Consider the following 18946-nt stretch of genomic DNA (forward strand, 5'->3'; position numbering starts at 1 on the left):
CCCACCTTCCTTTACGCCCCCCGATCCCGCCCTTTCGTCCTCCCCGATTCCGCCCTCCCGTCCCCGTGCCCTCCCGGCCGTGGCCCTACTCCCCAGGAGAACCCCGTGACCGCACCCCTGCGCCGCGCGCGCCTGCTCGCCGCCCTCGCCACCGTGCCCCTGCTGGTCCTGACGGCGTGCAGCAGCGTGAGCACGTCGGCCCCCGAGGCCGCCGGCACCGCCGCCGGCGGTGACGCCCCCGCCGGAACCAGCTCCGAGGGCGCGGCCGCGGCCGGCCTCGAGGTCAGCACGAGCCCCGACCAGGACCGGGTGCGCTCCACGGAGTCCCCCGAGGCCGTGGCCCTGCTGCCCGACGCCTTCGCCGACGACGACGAGCTCGTCGTCGCGGTGAGCGCCGGCGCGGCGCCGCCCCTCGGGTTCTTCGCCGACGACGACACGACGCCGATCGGCAACGAGACCGACATCGCGCAGCTCGTGGCCGACGGCCTCGGCAAGGACCTCCGGCTGGAGGTCAAGGCCTGGGCCGACTGGCCGCTGGCCCTCCAGTCCGGCGACGTCGACGCCGTCATCTCCAACGTCACCGTGACGGAGGAGCGCAAGGAGACGATCGACTTCTCCTCCTACCGCAACGACGAGCTGGGCTGGCTGACCAAGGCCGGTTCCGACGTCACCGAGATCTCCGAGCAGAAGGACATCGCGGGCCTGCGGGTGGGCGTCGGCTCCGGCACCAACCAGGAGAAGATCCTCCTCGAGTGGAACGACCAGAACGTCGACGCCGGTCTCGAGCCGATCGCCGGCGGGCAGCCCGAGTACTACGAGCAGCTCTCCGACGTGCTGCTCGCCCTGAAGTCCGGCCGCCTCGACGTGTACGTCGGGCCGAACGCGTCCCTCGCCTACCAGGCCAAGATCGCGCCCGACGAGCTCGCCGTCGTCGGCACCCTCAACGGCGGCTGGCCCGACACGGCCCAGATCGCCGTGGCCACCAAGGAGGGCAACGACCTCGCCCCCGCCGTGACCGCCGCGCTCCAGCACGCGTTCGACGACGGCACCTACGCCCAGGTGCTCGAGCGCTGGGGCCTGGAGACCGAGGCCGTCGAGAAGCCCGAGACCAACCCGCCGGGCCTGCCCAAGACCGAGTGACGTCGGGGGACGTCCGCGCCACGCGGACGTCCCCCGACCGGCCTCCGCCCGCCGGCCGACCCAGCGCCACCCGCCCCACCCGTCACACGCGCGACCTGGAGACCACCACCATGACCGAGCCCACCGCGGCCCTGAACAGCAGGGTGCCCCTGTCCGTCCTCGACCTCGCCCTGGTGCCCGAGGGCCGCACGGGTGCGCAGGCCGTGCGCGACGCCGTCGACCTCGCGGTCGACCTCGACCGGCTCGGCTACCGCCGGGTCTGGTACGCCGAGCACCACCTGTCGCCCGGCGTCGGGTCCGCGTCGCCCGCCGTGCTCGCGGCGGCCGTGGCCGCCCGCACCGACCGCATCCGCGTCGGCTCGGGCGCCGTGCTGCTGAGCACGACGAGCCCGCTGGTCGCGGCCGAGCAGTTCGGCACGATCGCCGCCCTGCACCCCGGCCGCGTGGACCTCGGGCTGGGGCGCGCGTTCACGCCGCCGAAGGGCGGCGGCGCGCCGGGCCCGGCCCCCGCGGCGGGCGGCCCGCGCGTCGTCGACGGGCTGTACGTGCCGCCGGCGCCCCCGACGGCGGGCGACTCGGTGCTGCGCGAGCGGGCCCTCGCCCAGGTCGCCGTGGTGGGGGCGTCGCGCACCCCGGCGAGCTTCCGGGACGAGCTGGACCTGGTGCTGGGCCTGCGGGCCGGGACGTACGCCGATGGGTCCGGCCGCCGGTTCGTCTCGCCGCCCGTGCAGGACGCCGCCTTCGACCTCTGGGTGCTGGCGTCCTCCGGCGGCGAGAGCGCCCGGGGCGCCGGGGAGCTGGGTCTGCCCCTCGCGGCGAACTACCACGTGAGCCCGTCGAACACCCTCGACACGGTGGCCGCGTACCGGGCGGCGTTCCGCCCCGGTGTGCTGGCCGAGCCGTACGTCGTGGTGTCCGCGGACGTCCTCGTCGCCGACACGACGGAGCGCGCCCGCGAGCTTGCCGCGCCGTTCGCCGACTGGGTGCTGTCCATCCGGCGCGGCACCGACGGCGCGATCGCCTACCCGCGGCCCGCCGACGCCACACCCTGGGCGGAGCGGGCGGAGGACGAGCGGGCGGTGGTCGCCGACCGCGTCGACACCCGGGTCGTCGGCGACCCGGCGACCGTCGTCGAGCGGCTCGAGACCCTGGCCCGCGTCACCGGCGCCGACGAGCTGCTCGTCACCACCGCCACGCACGACCCCGCCGACCGGCGGCGGTCGTTCGCGCTGCTCGCCGAGGCATGGGGGACCTCCGCCGAGGCCCACCCCCGCCTCCCCGCCCTGGCCACGTCGTGAGCCGCTCGGCACCGACGGCCCCCAGAAGCTCCCGCACGCCCAGCACGCCCAGCACCGCACGCACCCCGAGGAGAACCCCGTGACCACCACCCCCGAGAGCACCACGCCCGAGTCCGTCCCGGCCCCGCAGGACGCGCGAGCAGCGGGCGACCGCGTCGAGCGCGGCGCCCTGCTGATCGACGTGCGGTCGGCCGGCGGCCGCGCGGCCACCGGCGAGATCCCGGGGGCGACCCTCGCCGACCGGGACGACCTCGACGCCCTGTTCGGCCCGGCGGGCGCCCCGGCGATCTCGCTCGACACCCCCGTGGTCGTGGTGTGCGGGTCGGTGAACGGCTCCGGCCCGGTGGCCGCGGCCCTCGCCGCCCGCGGCTACACCGACGTCACCCACGTCGACGGCGGGTTCCCCGCGTGGCGCGACGCCGGGCTGCCGGCCACCACCCCCTCGGCCACCGCCTGACCTGCGCCGCCCACCCCGTTCCTGAAGGAGAGACCCATGCCCGTCGAGTTCCTCGGCATCGCCACGACGAACGACGCCTCCGAGGCGTCGGCCCGCACGACCGCCGCGTTCGACCCCGCCTACCTGGAGCGCATCGTGCGTGCCCACGAGGACAACGGATGGACGCGCGTGCTGTTCGCGTACGGGTCGTCCGGCCCGGAACCGGCCGCCCTCGCCGCGTACACGGCGGCACGCCTGGAGAGCATCGAGCTGCTGCTGGCGCACCGGCCCAACGTGTCGTACCCGACGTACGCCGCCAAGACGTTCGCCACCCTGGACCAGCTCTCCGGCGGCCGGCTGTCGGTGCACTTCATCACCGGCGGCAACGACCACGAGCAGGGACGCGAGGGCGACCGGCTCACCAAGGACGAGCGGTACGCCCGCACCCACGAGTACATCCGCATCGTCAAGCAGGCCTGGACGAGCCCGGAGGCGTTCGACCACCACGGCGAGTTCTACGAGTTCGAGGACTTCGTGCTCGACACGAAGCCGTTCGACGGGCACGTGCCGACGATCTCCTTCGGCGGGTCGTCGGACGCCGCCTTCAAGGTCGGGGCGGCGGAGGCCGACATCTACGCCGTCTGGGGCGAGCCGCTGACGCGCACGCAGGAGCAGATCGACCGGGTGCACGCGGAGGCCGCCGCCGCGGGCCGGACGACGCCGCCGCGCATCCACGCCGCGTTCCGACCGATCGTCGCGCCCACCGAGGAGCTCGCCTGGGAGAAGGCGCACCGCGTGCTGGACCGGATCGAGGCCCGCAAGGCCGCGCTCGGCGGGCAGCTGTCGCGCCGCCACCCGATCGACACGCCGGAGAACGCCGGCTCTCAGCGGCTGCTCGAGATCGCCGCCCAGGGCGAGCGGTACGACACCGCGCTGTGGACCGCGACGGCGAGGGCCACCGGCGGGGCCGGCAACTCCAACGCGCTGGTCGGCACGCCGGAGCAGGTGGCCGAGGCGCTGCTGGCCTACTACGACCTGGGCGTACGAGTCATCTCCGCGCGGGGCTACGACCTGCTCGACGACGCGGTCGACTTCGGCCGGTACGTCATCCCGCTGGTGCGCGAGGGCGTGGCCGCGCGCGACCGCGCCGCCGAGCAGGCCGAGGTCGTTGAGGCGTCCGGTGCGGCGGGGGAGCGGGTGGCCTGATGCGCTTCCAGCTGCTCGACATCGTCTTCAACCCGCCGCACCCGGTCACGGGGGAGGCGGTGCCGCCCGCCGACCGGCTCGAGCGCGTCGTCGAGCACGCCGTGCTGGCCGAGGAGCTCGGCTTCGACTCGTTCGCCGTGGGGGAGCGGCACGCGGGCGACGTGCTGTCGTCCGCCCCGACCGTCATCCTCGGCGCGGTGGCGGCGCGGACCAGCCGCATCCTGCTGTCCACGGGAGTCACCGTGCTGTCGCTGCTCGACCCGATCCGCGTGGCCGAGGACCTCGCCACCGTGGACCAGCTCTCGCGGGGCCGGCTGGAGATCGTCATCGGCAAGGGCAACGAGGAGCTGCAGTACCCGCTGCTGGGCCTCGACCTCACCAAGCAGTACGAGTACCTCGAGGAGAACTACGAGCTGCTGCGCCTGCTGCTCTCCGCCGAGGACGTCACGTGGTCCGGGCGGCACCGGCACGCGCTCGAGCACGCCACGACGCTGCCGCGCCCGTTCGCCGGGCCGTTCCGCATCTGGCACGGGTCGGCCACGAGCGAGTTCGCCGTGGACCTGGCCGCCCGCTGGGGCGACCCGATCGTCAGCGCGAACGCGCTGCAGCCGCGCGAGAACTACCAGGTGCTCATCGACCGCTACCGCGAGCGCTACGCGGCCGCTGGGCACGACCCGGCGTACGGCTTCGTGGGCTCAGGGTCGGGCGGGCTGTTCCTCGCCGACACCACCGAGCAGGCGATCGAGCAGTACCGGCCCCTGTACGAGGGGCAGGTCGCACGGCTGCGGGCGCGCGGCTTCGACCCGGCGACCCACGTGGGCAAGGCGCTGGCCTTCGAGACGCTGGAGGACGCCGTGGAGCGCGGGCCCGCGCTGGTCGGCTCGCCGGAGCGGGTGGCGGAGAAGATCCTCGACTACCACGGGTCCTTCGGGCACGTGCTGCAGTCGGTGTCCGTCAACCACCTGCTGGAGCCCGCGCACCAGGAGGACGTGCTGCGACGGTTCGCCGCGGAGGTGGCGCCCCTGGTGCGCGCCGAGGTCACGACCGACCTGTGGTCGGCGGCCGACACCCGCCGGGCCGCCGGGTTCACGGCCGTGGAGCACCCGCCGTTCGCTCAGGCGGCATGACGGACCCGATGGTGTCCGGCATGTGACCACCGTGTCGACCAGGATGCGGATGGCGAGGAAGATGACCGGGGAGACGGCCGGACGGAAGGAGCGAGGGCATGACCACGCAGCTCGTGGTGCTGGGGGTGCTCGTGCTGCTCACGGCGGTGCTCGGCGCGGTCTGGCGGTCGCGGCAGGGCCGAGTGCGGGCCACGCCCGCGGGCCCTGGGCCGGGCGTCGACTGGGCGGCCCGGGGTGTGACGCTCGGCGAGCGCGCCACGTTCGTGCAGCTGTCCGCCGAGGTGTGCGCCCCGTGCCGAGCCACGGCCCGCGTGCTGCGCGGCCTCGCCGAGCGCGAGGACGGCGTCGTGCACCACGAGCTCGACGTCGAGGACCACCTCGACCTGGTGCGCGAGCTGGGCGTGCTCAAGACCCCGACCGTGCTCGTGCTCGACGGCGCCGGGGTGCAGACCGCCCGCAGCAGCGGCGGGATGTCGCCCGCCCAGGCGCGCCACGCCCTGGACACCGCCCTGCCCGTCGCGGCGGGCAGCGCCTGACCCGCGCGACCCGCGCACCGACCACCGGCGCAGCGCCGGACCGCCCACGCCGGGCACGACCGAGGAGACGACGATGACCCGCGAGACCACCGAGACGCAGGCACCCGCCGGCATCGACCCGCGCGGGCCCCGCGTGGGCGCCGGCATCACGGCGCTGCTCCTCGCCGTCGTCGTGCTGCTCGGGGCGACCACCGCCGGCCTCGTGCTCCTCGCCGTGGTGGCCGCGGGCTTCCTGCTCGGGGCCGTGCGCGGCGCGCAGGGCACGGTGCAGGGCTGGCTCTTCAAGACCCTCGTGCGCCCGCGGCTCGCGCCGCCGGCCGAGCTGGAGGACCCGCGCCCGCCCCGCTTCGCCCAGCTCGTGGGGCTCGTCGTCACCGGCGTGGGCGTGGTCCTGGGGCTCGCGGGCGTCCTGGCCGCCGTTCCGTGGGCCGCGGGCATCGCGTTCGTCGCGGCCGCCCTGAACGCCGTCGTCGGGCTGTGCCTCGGCTGCGAGCTCTACCTGCTCGGCGCTCGCCTGCGCCGCGCCTGAGCGGCCCTCGGTGCACCCGCCGGGAGGTCGGTGCCAGTTCGCGTCCGACCACGGGATGACGCCCCGCCGGCCCGTGCCGTCTACCGTCGTGGTGTGCCCGACCTGACCTCGTCCCCTGACCGCGCCGACGACCGCCCGTCGGCACGGACGCGACCCGACGGGGTGCCAGGGGCGTCCGGTCACCCCTGGCAGCACGGTGTCGTCGTGCTCGCGGCGAGCTTCCTGCTGGGCGGTCTGACGTCGTACGCCCAGGGGTTCCTGCCCGATGCCGCGGCCCCCTTCGCGAACTCGGCGAGCGGCTGGACCCTGCTCACCGCGCTCCTCGTCGCCTGGGCCGCGCGCGACCCACGGACCCGGACGTGGCACGCCGCCGTGCTCGGCGCCGCGAGCTTCGTGCTGCTCACCCTCGGCTACACCGTCGCCGCCGACCTCCGCGGGTCCTTCTACGACCCGACCCTGTTCGGGGTGGTCGGCCTCGTCGTCGGCCTGTTCGTCGGGGTCGCGGCGGCGTGGCTGTGGCGAACGGGCGTGCGCTCCGCTCTGGGCACAGCGCTGCTCGCGGGCATCGGCCTCGGCGAGTCGGCCTATGGGCTCACGACGGTCGTCGAGACGACGGGCGCCACCTTCTGGGTGGTGATCGGCGTCGTCGCGCTCGTCCTGCTCGTCGGCATGCTCGCGCGCAGGCTCCGTGGCGCCCTGCCCGTCACCCTCGCGGTGGCGGGAACCGCCGTCGTCGCGACCGCGTTCGTCGTGGCCTACCGCGCCCTGGGCGCCGTCGTCTGACCGCCGGCACGTCCCCGAGCAGGCGCCCCGGGCCCGGACGGCGAGCGCACGTCGGGGCGGGGAGACACGACCTCGCGGGGCGTGACCAGCAGGGTCAGGCCGCCGCCCGCAGCGCCGCGCGACCCACCGCCACTCGGCGCGGCCCTCGCGCAGGCGTACCCCGTGCACCATGCCCTGGCCCATGCCCCAGATGTGCACGGCCGGGTCTTCCACGCCCAGCGCGTTGGGCCCGTTGCGCAGGTAGCGACCGTTCAGCTCGACGGGGATCCGTCCAGTGACCGGCAGGTCGAACGCGGTGGTCTCTTCGTGCACGGGCTCGAACGGCCCCTCCAGGTATCGCATGCGTCGACCGTACGAACGTGAGCCGCTGACCTGGGCCGACGCCGGCCTTTCGCTCCCTGTGCACTAGTGCAGCCGGCGCCTGCGTCGCGCCGGCGGCGGGCCTTCCGCGAGGGGTCCGCGATGTGAGACGTCCCGTTCGATCCTTGACTCGCGCGGTCGCGGCGGCTTCCCTGCCGCCCAGGTGACGAGCGCCAGCACCCAGGCCCGGCTCGCTGGCCAGCAACCCTTCGACGTGACGGGGTGCTCCGGGAACGACCTGACCCTGCCGTGACCGCGGCGGGGTAAGCACGGCACCGGTCGACCGCGAGGGACCCGCGAGGTCCGCGACGCGGCGGCCTGCCACGACCACGAGGACCGACGTGCCATGACGACCACCCCTCGCACCACCCCCCGCACCACCCGACCCGCCCGGCTCGCCGGGCTGGTGGCCGCCTCCGCCGCGCTGCTGCTCAGCGCCTGCTCGGGCGGCGCCGACGCGGCGAGCGACGGCGCGTCGGCGCCCGCCGACGCCGAGCCCGTCACCGGCGGCAACCTGACCTTCGCCATCACGGTCGACTCGCACTGCATCGACCCGCAGCAGGTGGGCAACAACGACGCCATCGCCGCCGCCCGGCAGACCGTCGCCTCCCTCACGGCGCAGGACCCGGAGTCGGGCGAGATCCTGCCGTGGCTCGCCGAGAGCTGGGAGGTGAACGACGACGCGTCCAGCTACACGTTCCACCTGCGCGACGACGCGACCTTCGCCGACGGCACCCCGATCGACGCCGAGGCCGTGAAGGCCAACTTCGACGCGATCGTCGACCTGGGCGCCGTGGCGTCCCTCGGCTCCCAGTACCTCGTCGGGTACGCCGGCACCACCGTGGTCGACGACCGCACCGTGACGGTCGACTTCGACGAGCCCAGCGCGCAGTTCCTCCAGGCCACCTCGACGTTCTCCCTCGGCCTGCTCTCGCCCGCGTCGGCGGAGCTCTCGGCCGAGGATCGCTGCGCCGGGAAGTACGTGGGCTCCGGCCCGTTCGCGGTGCAGTCCTACACCCAGGACCAGGAGATCGTGCTGGAGAAGGTGAAGGGCTACGCCTGGGGCTCGGAGGCGAACGACCACACCGGCGAGGCCTATCTCGACACCGTCACCTTCCAGGTGATCCCCGAGGCGAGCGTCCGCACCGGCAGCCTGCAGTCCGGCCAGATCGACGCCACCGCCGCGATCAACGCCGTCGACCTGCCGCAGTTCGACGGCCACGGGTTCTGGCTCTCCTACCGCGCCAACCCGGGCGTCGTGTTCAACCTGTTCCCGAACGAGTCCAGCCCGCTGGCCGCCGACGAGGCCGTGCGCACCGCCATCCTCAAGGGGATCGACCGCCAGCAGGTCGTCGACACCGTGCTCACCCCGCAGGACCAGGCGGCGACCAACGTGCTCTCGCACTCCACGCCGCTGTTCGAGGGTGCGGACGACCTGCTCGCCTACGACCCCGATGGCGCGAAGAAGATCCTCGACGACGCGGGCTGGACCGAGGGTGCCGACGGCATCCGCGAGAAGGACGGGCAGAAGCTCTCCACGACCGTGACGTTCTGGCAGGTGCCCGAGCCGCTCGAGCTCGTGCAGCAGCAGCTGCGCCAGATCGGCGTGGACCTGCAGCTCAAGCACGTCACCGTCGCGGAGTCCGAGGCGGCCAAGGAGTCCGGCGACTTCGACTTCGACTACTACAACCTCACCCGGTCCGACGCCGACGTGCTGCGCACGATCTTCTCGGCGAACGCCCGCAACATCAACCAGCGCGACCCCGAGGAGGTCGACACGCTCCTCGACGACTCGGCCGCCGCCACCGACCCCGCGGAGCGCCAGAAGCTCGTGACCGAGGCGTCCCGGCTGCTGCTCGAGCGCGGGCACGCCATCCCCGTCTACGAGCTGTCCACCACGATCGCCGCCGCCGACCGCGTGCAGGGGCTGACCTTCGAGGCCTCCTCGCGGCTGGACTTCTACGACGCGTGGGTGACCGACGGGGCAGGGGAGTGACCCGATGACGCGCTACGTGCTGCAGCGCGCCGGGCAGGGGGTCTTCGTCCTCTGGGCGGCCTTCACCGTCGCGTTCTTCGTCCTCTACCTGCTGCCGAGCGACCCGGTCGCCCTGGTGGCGTCCGGGGGCGGCGAGGTGAGCCAGGTCGACCCCGCCCAGCTCGCCGCCCTGCGGGCCGAGTACGGCCTGGACCGCCCCCTGGTCGTCCAGTACGGCGACGCCCTCCTCGGCGCGCTGACCGGCGACTTCGGCGACTCCTACGTGAGCGGCGCGTCCGCCACGTCGCTCGTCGCGCAGGCCCTGCCCGAGACGCTCAAGCTCACGGGTGCCGCGCTGCTCGTCGCCGTCGTGGGCGGCACCGCGGTCGCCGTGGCCAGCGTGCTCCCGCGGTCCCGGTTCCTGCGCCAGGCACTCTCCGCCCTGCCCCCGCTCGGGGTGGCCCTGCCCACCTTCTTCGTCGGCCTGGTGCTGCTGCAGTGGTTCTCGTTCCGGCTGCCGGTGTTCCCGGCGATCGGCAACGAGGGGCCGATCAGCCTCGTGCTGCCCACGATCACGCTCGCGGTCCCCGCCGGGGCGCAGCTCGCCCAGATCCTGTCCCGCTCCCTGCGGGGCGCGCTCGGGGAGCCCTACGTCGAGACGGCGTGGGCCAAGGGTGCGAGCCGCACCCGGGTGCACCTCGCGCACGCGCTGCGCAACGCCGCCATCCCGGCGTTCACGGTGCTCGGGGTGATGGTCGGCGGGCTCCTCGGGGGCGCCGTCGTCACCGAGACGGTGTTCTCGCGCCAGGGCCTGGGCCGCCTCACCGTGCAGTCGGTCAACCAGCAGGACGTGCCCGTCGTCCTGGCGGTCGTCGTGCTGTCGGCGCTCGTCTTCGTCGTCGTCACCCTCGTGGTCGACCTCGTCTACCCCCTGCTCGACCCCCGGATCGAGATCCGGCGACCCACGGCGGTGACCGCATGACGCTGCAGACCCTCTCCCGCCCACGGGGCGTCGTCGCACCGGCCTCGACCCCCGCTCCCGCCGCTCCGCCGGATACCGGACGACCCCGCCGCGCCGCCCGCGGCGCCCGCCACGTGCTGCGCCGCCCCGGGCTGCTGCTGGCCGTGGCCGTGCTGCTGCTCGTCGCCGCGTGGGCCGTGGTGCCGCAGGCGTTCACCGCCCAGGACCCCCTGGGCGGCGTCCCCGCCGACCGGCTCCAGCCGCCGTCCGGCGCGCACTGGTTCGGCACCGACCACCTGGGCCGCGACGTGTACGCCCGGGTGGTGCACGGGGCCTCGCTCACCCTGCGCACGACGGCGCTCGCGGTGGCCGTCGGCCTCGTCGTCGGGTCGCTGCTCGGCCTCCTCGCGGGATTCCTGCGCGGCTGGGTGGACGACGTCGTCGGCCGCCTGGTCGACGTGCTCCTGGCGATCCCGAGCATCCTGCTGTCCCTGGCCATCATCACCGCGCTCGGCTTCGGGCCCGTCAAGGTGGCGGTCGCGGTCGGCATCGGCTCCGTGGCGACGTTCGCGCGCGTCATGCGCGCCGAGGTGCTGCGTGTCTCGACGTCGGTCTACGTGGAGGCGGCCCGCGCCTCGGGGCTGCGGTGGCCCGCCGTGTTGGGCCGGCACGTGCTGCCCAACTCCTCGGGCCCGGTGCTCGCGCTCGTCGCGCTCGACTTCGGCACCGCCGTGCTGGCCGTGTCGGCCCTGAGCTTCCTCGGGTACGGCACCCCGCCGCCCGCGCCCGAGTGGGGGGCGCTCGTCTCCGGCGGGCGCGACTACCTCGCCACCGCCTGGTGGCTCACCACGCTGCCCGGCCTCGTGATCGTGGCCGTCGTGCTCGCCGCCAACCGGGTGTCGCGCGCGCTCGAGAAGACGGGAGAGGACCAGTGACGCAGCAGCACACCCCGCAGAGCGGCCAGGAGACGCCGGTCCTGGAGATCAGCGGCCTCGAGGTCGCCTACCGGACCGCGGACGGCGGCACCCGCCCCGCGGTGCGCGGCGTGGACCTGCGCGTCGCGGCCGGGGAGGTCGTGGCCCTCGTGGGCGAGTCGGGCTCCGGCAAGAGCACGACGGCGCACGCCGCCCTGCACCTGCTGCCGCGCGGCGGGCAGGTCACGGGCGGGCGGATCCACCTCGACGGCCGCGACCTGTCCGGCCTCACGGCGAAGGAGTGGCAGGCCGTGCGCGGCCGCCACGTGGGCCTCGTGCCCCAGGACCCGACCGTGTCCCTCAACCCCGTCGTGCGCGTGGGCGACCAGGTCGCCGAGGTGCTCGTGATCCACGGGCTGGCCCGGCGCGCGGACGCCAAGGTCCGGGCCGTGGAGCTGCTGCGCCAGGCCGGGGTGGACGACCCCGCCGCCCGCGCCCGGCAGTACCCGCACCAGCTGTCGGGCGGCCTGCGCCAGCGCGTGCTCATCGCGATCGCCATCGCGGCGGGTCCACGCCTGATCGTCGCCGACGAGCCGACCAGCGCCCTGGACGTCACCGTGCAGCGGCGCATCCTCGACCACCTCGACTCCCTGGTGCGCGACACGGGCACCGCGGTGCTGCTCATCACGCACGACCTGGGCGTCGCCGCAGACCGCGCGGACCGGATCGTCGTGCTGGAGCAGGGCGTCGTCGTCGAGGAGGGTCCCGCCGCGCAGCTGCTCGGCGACCCGCAGCACCCGTACACCCGCAAGCTCATCGCCGCCGCGCCGAGCCTCGCCAGCTCGCGGCTCGTCGTCGCCGCGGGCCCGGAGCACCATGACGCCGGGGCTCGCGACGGTGGGGGCCCCGAGGACGAACGTCCCGGTACGCCGGCCGCCCCGTCGTCCGCCGAGGGCACGGCGGCGCCGGTCCTCGCGCTCGACGGCGTCCGCAAGGAGTTCGCCCTGCCGCGCGGCGCCGAGCGGCGCACCCTCGTGGCGGTGGACGACGTGAGCCTCGCCGTCGGACGGGGACGCACGTACGCCCTGGTGGGGGAGTCGGGCTCGGGCAAGAGCACCACCGCGCGCCTCGCGCTCCGGCTCGAGCGGCCGTCGGCCGGGCGGGTCGTGTTCCGTGGCACGGACATCACCGCCGCGCGCGGCGGAGAGCTGCGCACGCTGCGGCGCGGGTTCCAGGTCGTGTACCAGAGCCCCTACGCGTCGCTGGACCCGCGGTTCACCGTGGAGCAGATCGTCGCCGAACCGCTGCGCGCCTACGGCGTGGGCGACCGCGCCGAGCGTGCCGACCGGGCGCGCGCGCTGATCGAGGACGTGGCCCTGCCCGCCGACGTCCTGCGGCGCGGCCCCCGCGAGCTGTCCGGCGGCCAGCGGCAGCGCGTCGCCATCGCGCGGGCCCTCGCCCTGCAGCCGGACCTCGTGGTGCTCGACGAGCCCGTGTCGGCCCTGGACGTGTCCGTGCAGGCGCAGATCCTCGAGCTCCTGGTGCGGCTGCAGGCCGAGCACGGGCTCGCCTACCTGTTCATCTCGCACGACCTCGCGGTCGTGCGCCAGGTGGCCGACCAGGTCGGGGTGATGAGCCGGGGCCGGCTCGTCGAGTCCGGCGAGGCCGACCAGATCCTGCTGGACCCGCAGGACGACTACACGCGCGAGCTCGTCGCGGCCATCCCCGGTCGCCGGGCGGTGCAGAAGCTGGAGAGGGTATGACGACGACGACCGTGACCACGAGCACGGCGACCGCGGGCCGGCCGCTGACCACCGAGCAGGAGCTCGCCGGGCAGACCGTCGAGCTGCTGCAGGCGCTGATCCGCAACGCGTGCGTCAACGACGGCACGGTGGAGTCCGGGCAGGAGGTCCGCAACGCCACCACCATCGCCGACTTCCTCGACGGCTCCGGGCTGGACCTGGAGCTCGTCGAGCCGCAGCCCGGCCGCACGTCGCTCGCCACGCGCGTGCACGGCACCGACCCCGCGGCGCCGAGCCTCGGCCTGGTGGGCCACACGGACGTCGTGCCGGTCGAGGAGGACGGCTGGACCCGCGACCCCTTCGGCGCCGAGCTCGTGGACGGCTGGGTGTGGGGCCGCGGCGCCATCGACATGCTCGGGCTCACCGCGGCGTACGCCGTCGTGACGCGGGCGCTCGCCACGTCCGGCCGGCCGCCGCGCGGCGACCTGCTGCTCGCCGCCGTCGCCGACGAGGAGCACGGCAGCGTCTGGGGCGTCGACTGGCTGACCACCCACCGGTGGGACCTCGTGCAGGCCGACCACGTGCTCACCGAGTCCGGCGGCGTCCCCGTCGGCCCTGCCGGGTCACGCACCCTCGCCGTGGGCGAGAAGGGCGGCGCTGGGCGGCTGCTCCGGGTCCACGGACGGCCCGGCCACGGCTCCGGCCCGTGGGGCAGCCGCAACGCGATCGTCATCGCGGCGGAGGTCGTGCGCCGGGTGGCCGACGCGCGCGGGCCTGTCGTCGTCGGCGACCTGTGGCGGCGGTACGTCGACGCGCTCGCGCCGGAGCCCGACCTGCGCGCGGCGCTGCTGGACCCCGAGCGGATCGACGACGCGCTGCCGCAGCTCGGCGGGCTCGGCGCCGTCGCGCACGCCACGACCCACACGACGCTCGCGCCGACCGTCATCGGCGCGGGTTCCAAGCCGAACGTCATCCCGGGCCTGGCCGAGATCACGCTCGACATCCGCGTCCTGCCGGGCACCCGTCCCGGCGACGTGGAGGCGCTCCTGACCGAGACCCTGGGCGACCTCGCCGAGCACGTCGAGATCGTCGGCGACCGCTTCGGCGAGCCGTCGCTGTCTCCCACGGACACGGACCTGTACCGGGTGATCGAGGGCGCGGTCTCGGCACGGACGGGTGCCCCCGTCGTCCCGACGCTCGGCACGGGCGGCACGGACGGCCGGTTCTACCGGCGCCGGGGCGTCCCGGCCTACGGGTTCGGACTGCTCAGCGCCGGCTGGGACCCGGGCACGTGGCGCGGCCTGTTCCACGGCAACGACGAGCGCGTCGACGTCGCCTCCCTGGAGCTCACCACGGCGGCGCTGCACGACGTCGTGACGGCGTTCCTGCGCTGAGCGGCGTCCTCCGAGGGCGGGGCCGGTAGGGTCCGGGGCATGGCGACGGTGCTTCCTTTCGACGGTCACACTCCCGAGATCCACCCCACGGCGTGGGTCGCCCCCACGGCGACGATCGTGGGGAACGTCCGCATCGGCGCGCGGGCCAGCGTCTTCTACGGCGCGGTGCTCCGCGGCGACATGGACGCGATCGAGCTCGGCGAGGGCTCCAACATCCAGGACAACTGCGTGGTGCACACGGACACCGGCGTGCCCGCGACCATCGGCGCCGGCGTCGGGGTGGGCCACGGGGCGATCATCCACGGCGCCACGGTGGGCGACGGCAGCCTGGTCGGCATGGGCGCGACGCTGCTCAACGGCTCGGTCGTGGGCGAGGGCGCCTTCGTGGCGGCCGGCGCGCTGGTGCGCGAGGGCCAGGAGATCCCGGCAGGGCACCTGGCGGTCGGCGTGCCCGCCAAGGACCGCGGCCCGCTCGACGCCGAGGGCGCCGAGCGGGTGCGCCGCAACGCGATCGAGTACCAGGAGCTCGCCGAGCGCCACCGCCGCTCGGTCGGTTGAGCCGCACGGCCGGCCCGACCGGCGGGCGTCGCGGTACGGGGCGGTGCCGGTGTCAGGCCGGGGGCGTACGCACCGCGCCGAACGTGGTGCGCGCCCGCAGCCGGAAGCCGAGGGCCTCGTACAGCCGGATGGCGTTCGCGTTGGTCCCGGCCGCGTGCAGCATCGGGCGGGCGCCGCGCTCGCGCACGTGGTGGGCGACGTCGAGGACCAGGCGGGTGGCGAGGCCCTGGCCGCGGTGGTCGGGGTCGGTCGTCACGGCGCTGATCTCCGTCCAGCCGGCCGGCTGCAGGCGTTCGCCGGCCATCGCGACGAGCCGGCCCTCGCGGCGGATGCCGACGTACCGGCCCATGAGGTACGTGCGGGGCAGGAACGGGCCGGGACGGGAGCGCTCGACGAGCGCCAGCATGTCGGGCACGTCGTCCGCGCCGAGCACCACGGCCTCGTCGTCGGCCCGCGTCCGCAGCCGGTCCGTCTCGACGAGCTGGACGCCTTCGTGCGCGGCGACGGTCTGCCAACCGGTGGGCAGCGCGACGCCGGCCGGCGGACCGGGGAACTCGGCGCCGTGCCCCGCGACGTCGACGATCGCGTCCCACACGTCGGGGTCGTCCCACGACCGGACGGCGGCGAACGGCGACACGTCGACCGGGTAGCGCAGCACCAGCTCGTTGCCCTCCGCGAGGTGCGCGTGCGCGCCGGTGAGCGACGACCAGCGAGGGTTGTCGAGGACGGCCTCGGACGCGGGGTCGGGGGACCCCGTGGGAGCGTCCGTCGAGATGGTCACGGTGGTCATGTCGCCTCCTGGTCTGCCGAGGCAGCGTACGTGCTCACGGCACGAGGACGGGGGTCGGTTCGCTGTCGGCGTCGACGGCGCCGGCCCCGGCCCCGGTGCCCCGCCGGGTGAGCGGCTCGCGCAGCCCGAGGTGCTCGCGCAGCGTGGTGCCGGCGTACTCCGTCGGGTAGGCGCCGCGCTCCTGCAGGGCGGGCACCACCTTCTCCACGACGTCGTCCAGGCCGGCGGGAACGATCCACGGGCTGAGGTTGAACCCGTCGACGGCGGCCGTGCGCACCCACCGGGTGAGCTCGTCGGCCACGGCGTCGGGGGTGCCCGTGAAGCCGCGCTCGCCCGCGTTGCGGATCACCAGCTCGCGGATGGAGAGGTGCTCGGCCTCCGCGACCGCGCGCCACTGCCGGGCGATCTCGTGCGTGCGCGCCCCCGTCGTCGCGGAGCCGCGCTCGCCGCCCAGCTCCTCGACCACCGGGTCGTGGGCGGGCAGGGGGCCGTCGGGGTCGTAGGACGAGAGGTCCTCGCCCCAGATGGTGCCGACGATCGAGAGCGCGGTGGCCGGGGTGACCTGGGCGCTGCGCACCCAGCGGGCCTTCTCCTCGGCCTCGGCGGGCGTGTCGCCGACGACGATCGCCGTGCCGGGGAAGATCTTCACGTCGCCCTCCGGCCGGCCCGCCGCGACGACCCGCCGCCGCACGTCGGCGGCGAACTCGAGCGCGTCGGCGAGCACGGCGCCGTGCCGGGAGAAGATCACGTCGGCGTGGGCGGCGGCGAAGTCCCGCCCCTGGGGCGAGTCGCCGGCCTGGAAGATCACCGGGTGGCCCTGCGGGCTGCGGGGCGTGGACACGTCGAGGACGAGGTCGCGGGGCGTGCGCAGGTCCACCCCGGGGACCGACACGCGGGCGACCGGTCCCGGTGCGGCGCCGTCGTCCCCGAACGCGTCCCAGACCCCGCGCGCGACGGCCAGCACGGCCGCGGCCCGCTCGTAGCGGTCGGCGTGGTCGAGGTAGCCGCCGCGGCGGAAGTTCTCCCCGGTCCACGCGTTGTCGGTCGTCACGACGTTCCACGCGGCCCGGCCGCCGGACAGGACGTCGAGGCTCGCGAGGCGGCGGGCCAGGTCGGCCGGGTCGTGGTAGGTCGTGTTCTGGGTGGCGACGAGGCCGATGCGCTCCGTGATCGCCGCGAGCGCCGCGAGCTGGGTGATCGCGTCGGGGCGGCCGACCACGTCGAGGTCGTGGACGCGGCCGCGGGTCTCGCGCAGGCGCAGCCCCTCGCCGAGGAAGAACGCGTCGAAGAGGCCGCGCTCGGCGGTGCGGACCACGCGCTCGAACGAGGCGAAGTCGGTCTGCGACCCGGAGTCGGGGTCGGACCAGATTGTGGTGTGGTTGACGCCCTGGAAGAAGACGCCGAAGTGCACCTGGGCGTGCGGCCGGGTGAGCGGGGCGTCCGGGACGCCGGTGGTCGGGCTGGTGGTCTGGCTGGTGGGCATCGCGGGTTCCTCAGGCGTGCGCGGCCGCGGGCAGCGCGGCGCGGGTGCGGGTGTCGTAGCGGTTGGCGGGGCGCGGCAGGCCGAGGGCCTCGCGCAGGGTGGCGCCCGAGCGGGGCGCCGCGGTGAGCCGGGCGGCACGCAGCGCGGGCAGCACCACGGCGGCGAGCGCGGGCAGGTCCGTGTCGAGCACGGCGGGCAGCAGGCGCACGCCGGCCACGTCGTCCGAGACGGCGAGCTCCGCGAGGAGGGCGGCGAGGCCGGTGGCGTCGCCGGCGTACCGCAGCGCGCCCGTGCCCCAGTCGGTGCGTGCCCCCGCGGGGGCGGCGGCGTCGAGCTCCGCGAGCCGGGCGGCGGCCGACCGGCCGCCGGCGTCGAGCACGACCTCCAGGTCGACGACGGCGCGGGCGGCGCCGTGGGGCTCGTGGCCGGTGGCGGCCCGCGCCGCGGCGCGGACGGACGCGACGTCCGGGCCGCCGACGAGCGCGACGTCGACCAACGGTTCGTCGCGCACCGACGGCGCCACGTCCCCGGCCGCCGCCAGGACGACGAGCTGGCCCTGCGGCGGGCGGGGCGTGATGAGGGGCCCCTTGACGGAGAACGACCCGCCGACGAAGTCGACGTGGTGGAGGCGGTCGCGGTCGACATAACGGCCGGTGGCGACGTCGCGGATCACGGCGTCGTCCTCCCAGGAGTCCCAGAGGTCGCGCACGACCTGGACGACGTCGCGCGCCTCGGCAGCGAGGTCGGCCACCGGCTCGCGGCCGTACGCGTCGGCCGCCTGCGGGGTGCGGGTGACGGCCGCGAGCCAGCCGCCGCGGCCGGCGGCGGCGATGTCGAGGGACGCGAGCTGGGTCGCGACGTGGAACGGCTCGGGATAGGTGGTCGGCACCTGGGGCACCAGGCCGATGGCGGTGGTGGTGCGTGAGACGAACGCCGCTCGGGTCACGGCGTCGAGCCGCGCCGCGGACGGCGACCCGTTGACGGCGGGCAGCAGGGCGTCGGCGAACGTGGCGAAGGTGACGCCGGCGTTCTCGGCGTGCCGCACGGTGCGTGCGAGCCGGGTGGCCGAGACGAGCTCCGCGGCGGGGAGCCCGCTGGCCGCGGCGGCCGCCGGGTGCGCTCCCGTGCCGTCGACGTCGAGCCCGACGAGGAAGGGTGTGCTGGTCGTGGTGGTGGTCATGGTGTCTCCGTGCTCAGATCGCGGACTCGTCGCCGAGGCGGTGGTAGGTGCGGTCGAGGTAGACGAGCGGTGAGGCGTCGTCCGACCCGGACTGCAGGGCGCGCAGCGAGACGAGGTAGCTGTCGCCCACGGGGGTGCGCTGGATGACGCGGGCGCGCACCCACGACACGGCTCCGTCGACGACGGGTTCTCCCGACGGCAGGGCGGTCCAGCCGCCGGCCGCGAACCTGTCGATGCCGCTCGTGGCGAACCGGGCGGAGACGTCGTCCTGGTGGTCGGCGAGGAAGCTGATCGCCAGCGTCCTGGCCTGCGAGACCGCGGGCCAGGACGACGACGTGGACGCCAGGGAGAACGCCAGGAGCGGCGGCGCCGCGGAGACGGAGATCACGGACGTGGCGGTGAACCCGACGGGCCGCCCGTCGTGCTCGAGCGCGACGACGGCGACGCCCGCGGGGTGCTGGCGGAAGACCGTCTTGAACTCGTCGGGGGACAGCTGGGGCTCGTCCTGCTCGGCCAGGAGCTCCTCCATGCCGG

The 18946-nt window shown here is 75.4% G+C and carries 18 protein-coding genes, 1 pseudogene and 1 riboswitch; of the genes and pseudogenes, 14 read left to right on the plus strand and 5 right to left on the minus strand.

The window, feature by feature from the left end:
- Positions 1-105: 105 nt before the first annotated feature.
- From ACH436_RS03040 to ACH436_RS03075, 8 genes are all read left to right on the plus strand, one after another.
- Positions 106-1140, plus strand: coding sequence for an ABC transporter substrate-binding protein (locus ACH436_RS03040; protein WP_430558687.1), 1035 nt, complete (start codon positions 106-108; stop codon positions 1138-1140).
- A gap of 110 nt (positions 1141-1250) precedes the next feature.
- Complete coding sequence (locus tag ACH436_RS03045) at positions 1251-2438, plus strand: LLM class flavin-dependent oxidoreductase (protein WP_430558688.1); 1188 nt, start codon at positions 1251-1253, stop codon at positions 2436-2438.
- Positions 2439-2517: 79 nt separating this feature from the next.
- Complete coding sequence (locus tag ACH436_RS03050; RefSeq protein ID WP_430558689.1) at positions 2518-2895, plus strand: rhodanese-like domain-containing protein; 378 nt, start codon at positions 2518-2520, stop codon at positions 2893-2895.
- A 36-nt stretch (positions 2896-2931) separates the two neighbouring features.
- On the plus strand, positions 2932-4080 hold the full coding sequence (locus ACH436_RS03055; RefSeq protein WP_430558690.1) for an LLM class flavin-dependent oxidoreductase: 1149 nt from the start codon (positions 2932-2934) through the stop codon (positions 4078-4080).
- Positions 4080-5207 carry an LLM class flavin-dependent oxidoreductase gene (locus ACH436_RS03060; RefSeq protein WP_430558691.1) on the plus strand — a complete coding sequence of 376 codons (1128 nt, stop codon included), beginning with the start codon at positions 4080-4082 and terminating at the stop codon, positions 5205-5207. The genes ACH436_RS03055 and ACH436_RS03060 overlap by 1 nt, the downstream gene beginning before the upstream one ends.
- A 98-nt stretch (positions 5208-5305) precedes the next feature.
- Complete coding sequence (locus tag ACH436_RS03065; protein WP_430558692.1) at positions 5306-5743, plus strand: thioredoxin family protein; 438 nt, start codon at positions 5306-5308, stop codon at positions 5741-5743.
- 73 nt (positions 5744-5816) lie between these two features.
- On the plus strand, positions 5817-6272 hold the full coding sequence (locus ACH436_RS03070; protein ID WP_430558693.1) for a DUF4395 domain-containing protein: 456 nt from the start codon (positions 5817-5819) through the stop codon (positions 6270-6272).
- Between the two features lie 93 nt (positions 6273-6365).
- Positions 6366-7055, plus strand: coding sequence for a DUF6518 family protein (locus ACH436_RS03075; RefSeq protein ID WP_430558694.1), 690 nt, complete (start codon positions 6366-6368; stop codon positions 7053-7055).
- A 141-nt stretch (positions 7056-7196) separates the two neighbouring features.
- On the opposite strand, the pseudogene ACH436_RS03080 reads toward ACH436_RS03075, so the two are convergent.
- A pseudogene (locus tag ACH436_RS03080) lies at positions 7197-7397 on the minus strand (carotenoid oxygenase family protein); the annotation flags it as partial.
- Positions 7398-7577: 180 nt separating this feature from the next.
- A riboswitch (SAM riboswitch) is annotated at positions 7578-7691 on the plus strand.
- A 70-nt stretch (positions 7692-7761) separates the two neighbouring features.
- Between ACH436_RS03080 and ACH436_RS03085 the strand changes: the two are divergent.
- From ACH436_RS03085 to ACH436_RS03110, 6 genes are read left to right on the plus strand one after another with little or no spacing between them, the layout of a single operon-like run.
- A complete protein-coding gene (locus tag ACH436_RS03085) occupies positions 7762-9411 on the plus strand; it encodes an ABC transporter substrate-binding protein (RefSeq protein ID WP_430558695.1) in 1650 nt (549 codons plus the stop codon).
- Between the two features lie 4 nt (positions 9412-9415).
- Positions 9416-10372 carry an ABC transporter permease gene (locus ACH436_RS03090; protein WP_430558696.1) on the plus strand — a complete coding sequence of 319 codons (957 nt, stop codon included), beginning with the start codon at positions 9416-9418 and terminating at the stop codon, positions 10370-10372.
- The gene (locus ACH436_RS03095) at positions 10369-11286 is read left to right on the plus strand and encodes an ABC transporter permease (protein WP_430558697.1); all 918 of its coding nucleotides are present in this window, start codon (positions 10369-10371) and stop codon (positions 11284-11286) included. The genes ACH436_RS03090 and ACH436_RS03095 overlap by 4 nt, the downstream gene beginning before the upstream one ends.
- Positions 11283-13028: a dipeptide ABC transporter ATP-binding protein gene (locus ACH436_RS03100; protein WP_430558698.1), complete on the plus strand. Its 1746-nt coding sequence runs from the start codon at positions 11283-11285 to the stop codon at positions 13026-13028. Before ACH436_RS03095 ends, ACH436_RS03100 begins: the two co-directional genes overlap by 4 nt.
- The gene (locus ACH436_RS03105) at positions 13025-14401 is read left to right on the plus strand and encodes a M20/M25/M40 family metallo-hydrolase (protein ID WP_430558699.1); all 1377 of its coding nucleotides are present in this window, start codon (positions 13025-13027) and stop codon (positions 14399-14401) included. The genes ACH436_RS03100 and ACH436_RS03105 overlap by 4 nt, the downstream gene beginning before the upstream one ends.
- Positions 14402-14440: 39 nt before the next feature.
- Entirely contained in the window at positions 14441-14959 is a 519-nt protein-coding gene (locus ACH436_RS03110; protein ID WP_430558700.1) for a gamma carbonic anhydrase family protein, read from the plus strand.
- A 52-nt stretch (positions 14960-15011) separates the two neighbouring features.
- On the opposite strand, the gene ACH436_RS03115 is transcribed toward ACH436_RS03110, so the two are convergent.
- Genes ACH436_RS03115 through ACH436_RS03130 form a run of 4 tightly spaced genes read right to left on the minus strand, consistent with a single transcriptional unit; the run spans position 15012 to position 18941 of the window.
- Positions 15012-15749 carry a GNAT family N-acetyltransferase gene (locus ACH436_RS03115; RefSeq protein WP_430558701.1) on the minus strand — a complete coding sequence of 246 codons (738 nt, stop codon included), beginning with the start codon at positions 15747-15749 and terminating at the stop codon, positions 15012-15014.
- 34 nt (positions 15750-15783) lie between these two features.
- Positions 15784-17232 carry an LLM class flavin-dependent oxidoreductase gene (locus ACH436_RS03120; RefSeq protein ID WP_430558702.1) on the minus strand — a complete coding sequence of 483 codons (1449 nt, stop codon included), beginning with the start codon at positions 17230-17232 and terminating at the stop codon, positions 15784-15786.
- A 10-nt stretch (positions 17233-17242) separates the two neighbouring features.
- Positions 17243-18412 carry a nitrilotriacetate monooxygenase gene (locus tag ACH436_RS03125; RefSeq protein WP_430558703.1) on the minus strand — a complete coding sequence of 390 codons (1170 nt, stop codon included), beginning with the start codon at positions 18410-18412 and terminating at the stop codon, positions 17243-17245.
- Positions 18413-18425: 13 nt separating this feature from the next.
- On the minus strand, positions 18426-18941 hold the full coding sequence (locus ACH436_RS03130) for a flavin reductase family protein (protein ID WP_430559142.1): 516 nt from the start codon (positions 18939-18941) through the stop codon (positions 18426-18428).
- Between the last annotated feature and the right edge of the window lie 5 nt (positions 18942-18946).

The sequence above is a fragment of the Isoptericola sp. NPDC019693 genome (assembly GCF_044389085.1).
Classification (GTDB): domain Bacteria; phylum Actinomycetota; class Actinomycetes; order Actinomycetales; family Cellulomonadaceae; genus Isoptericola.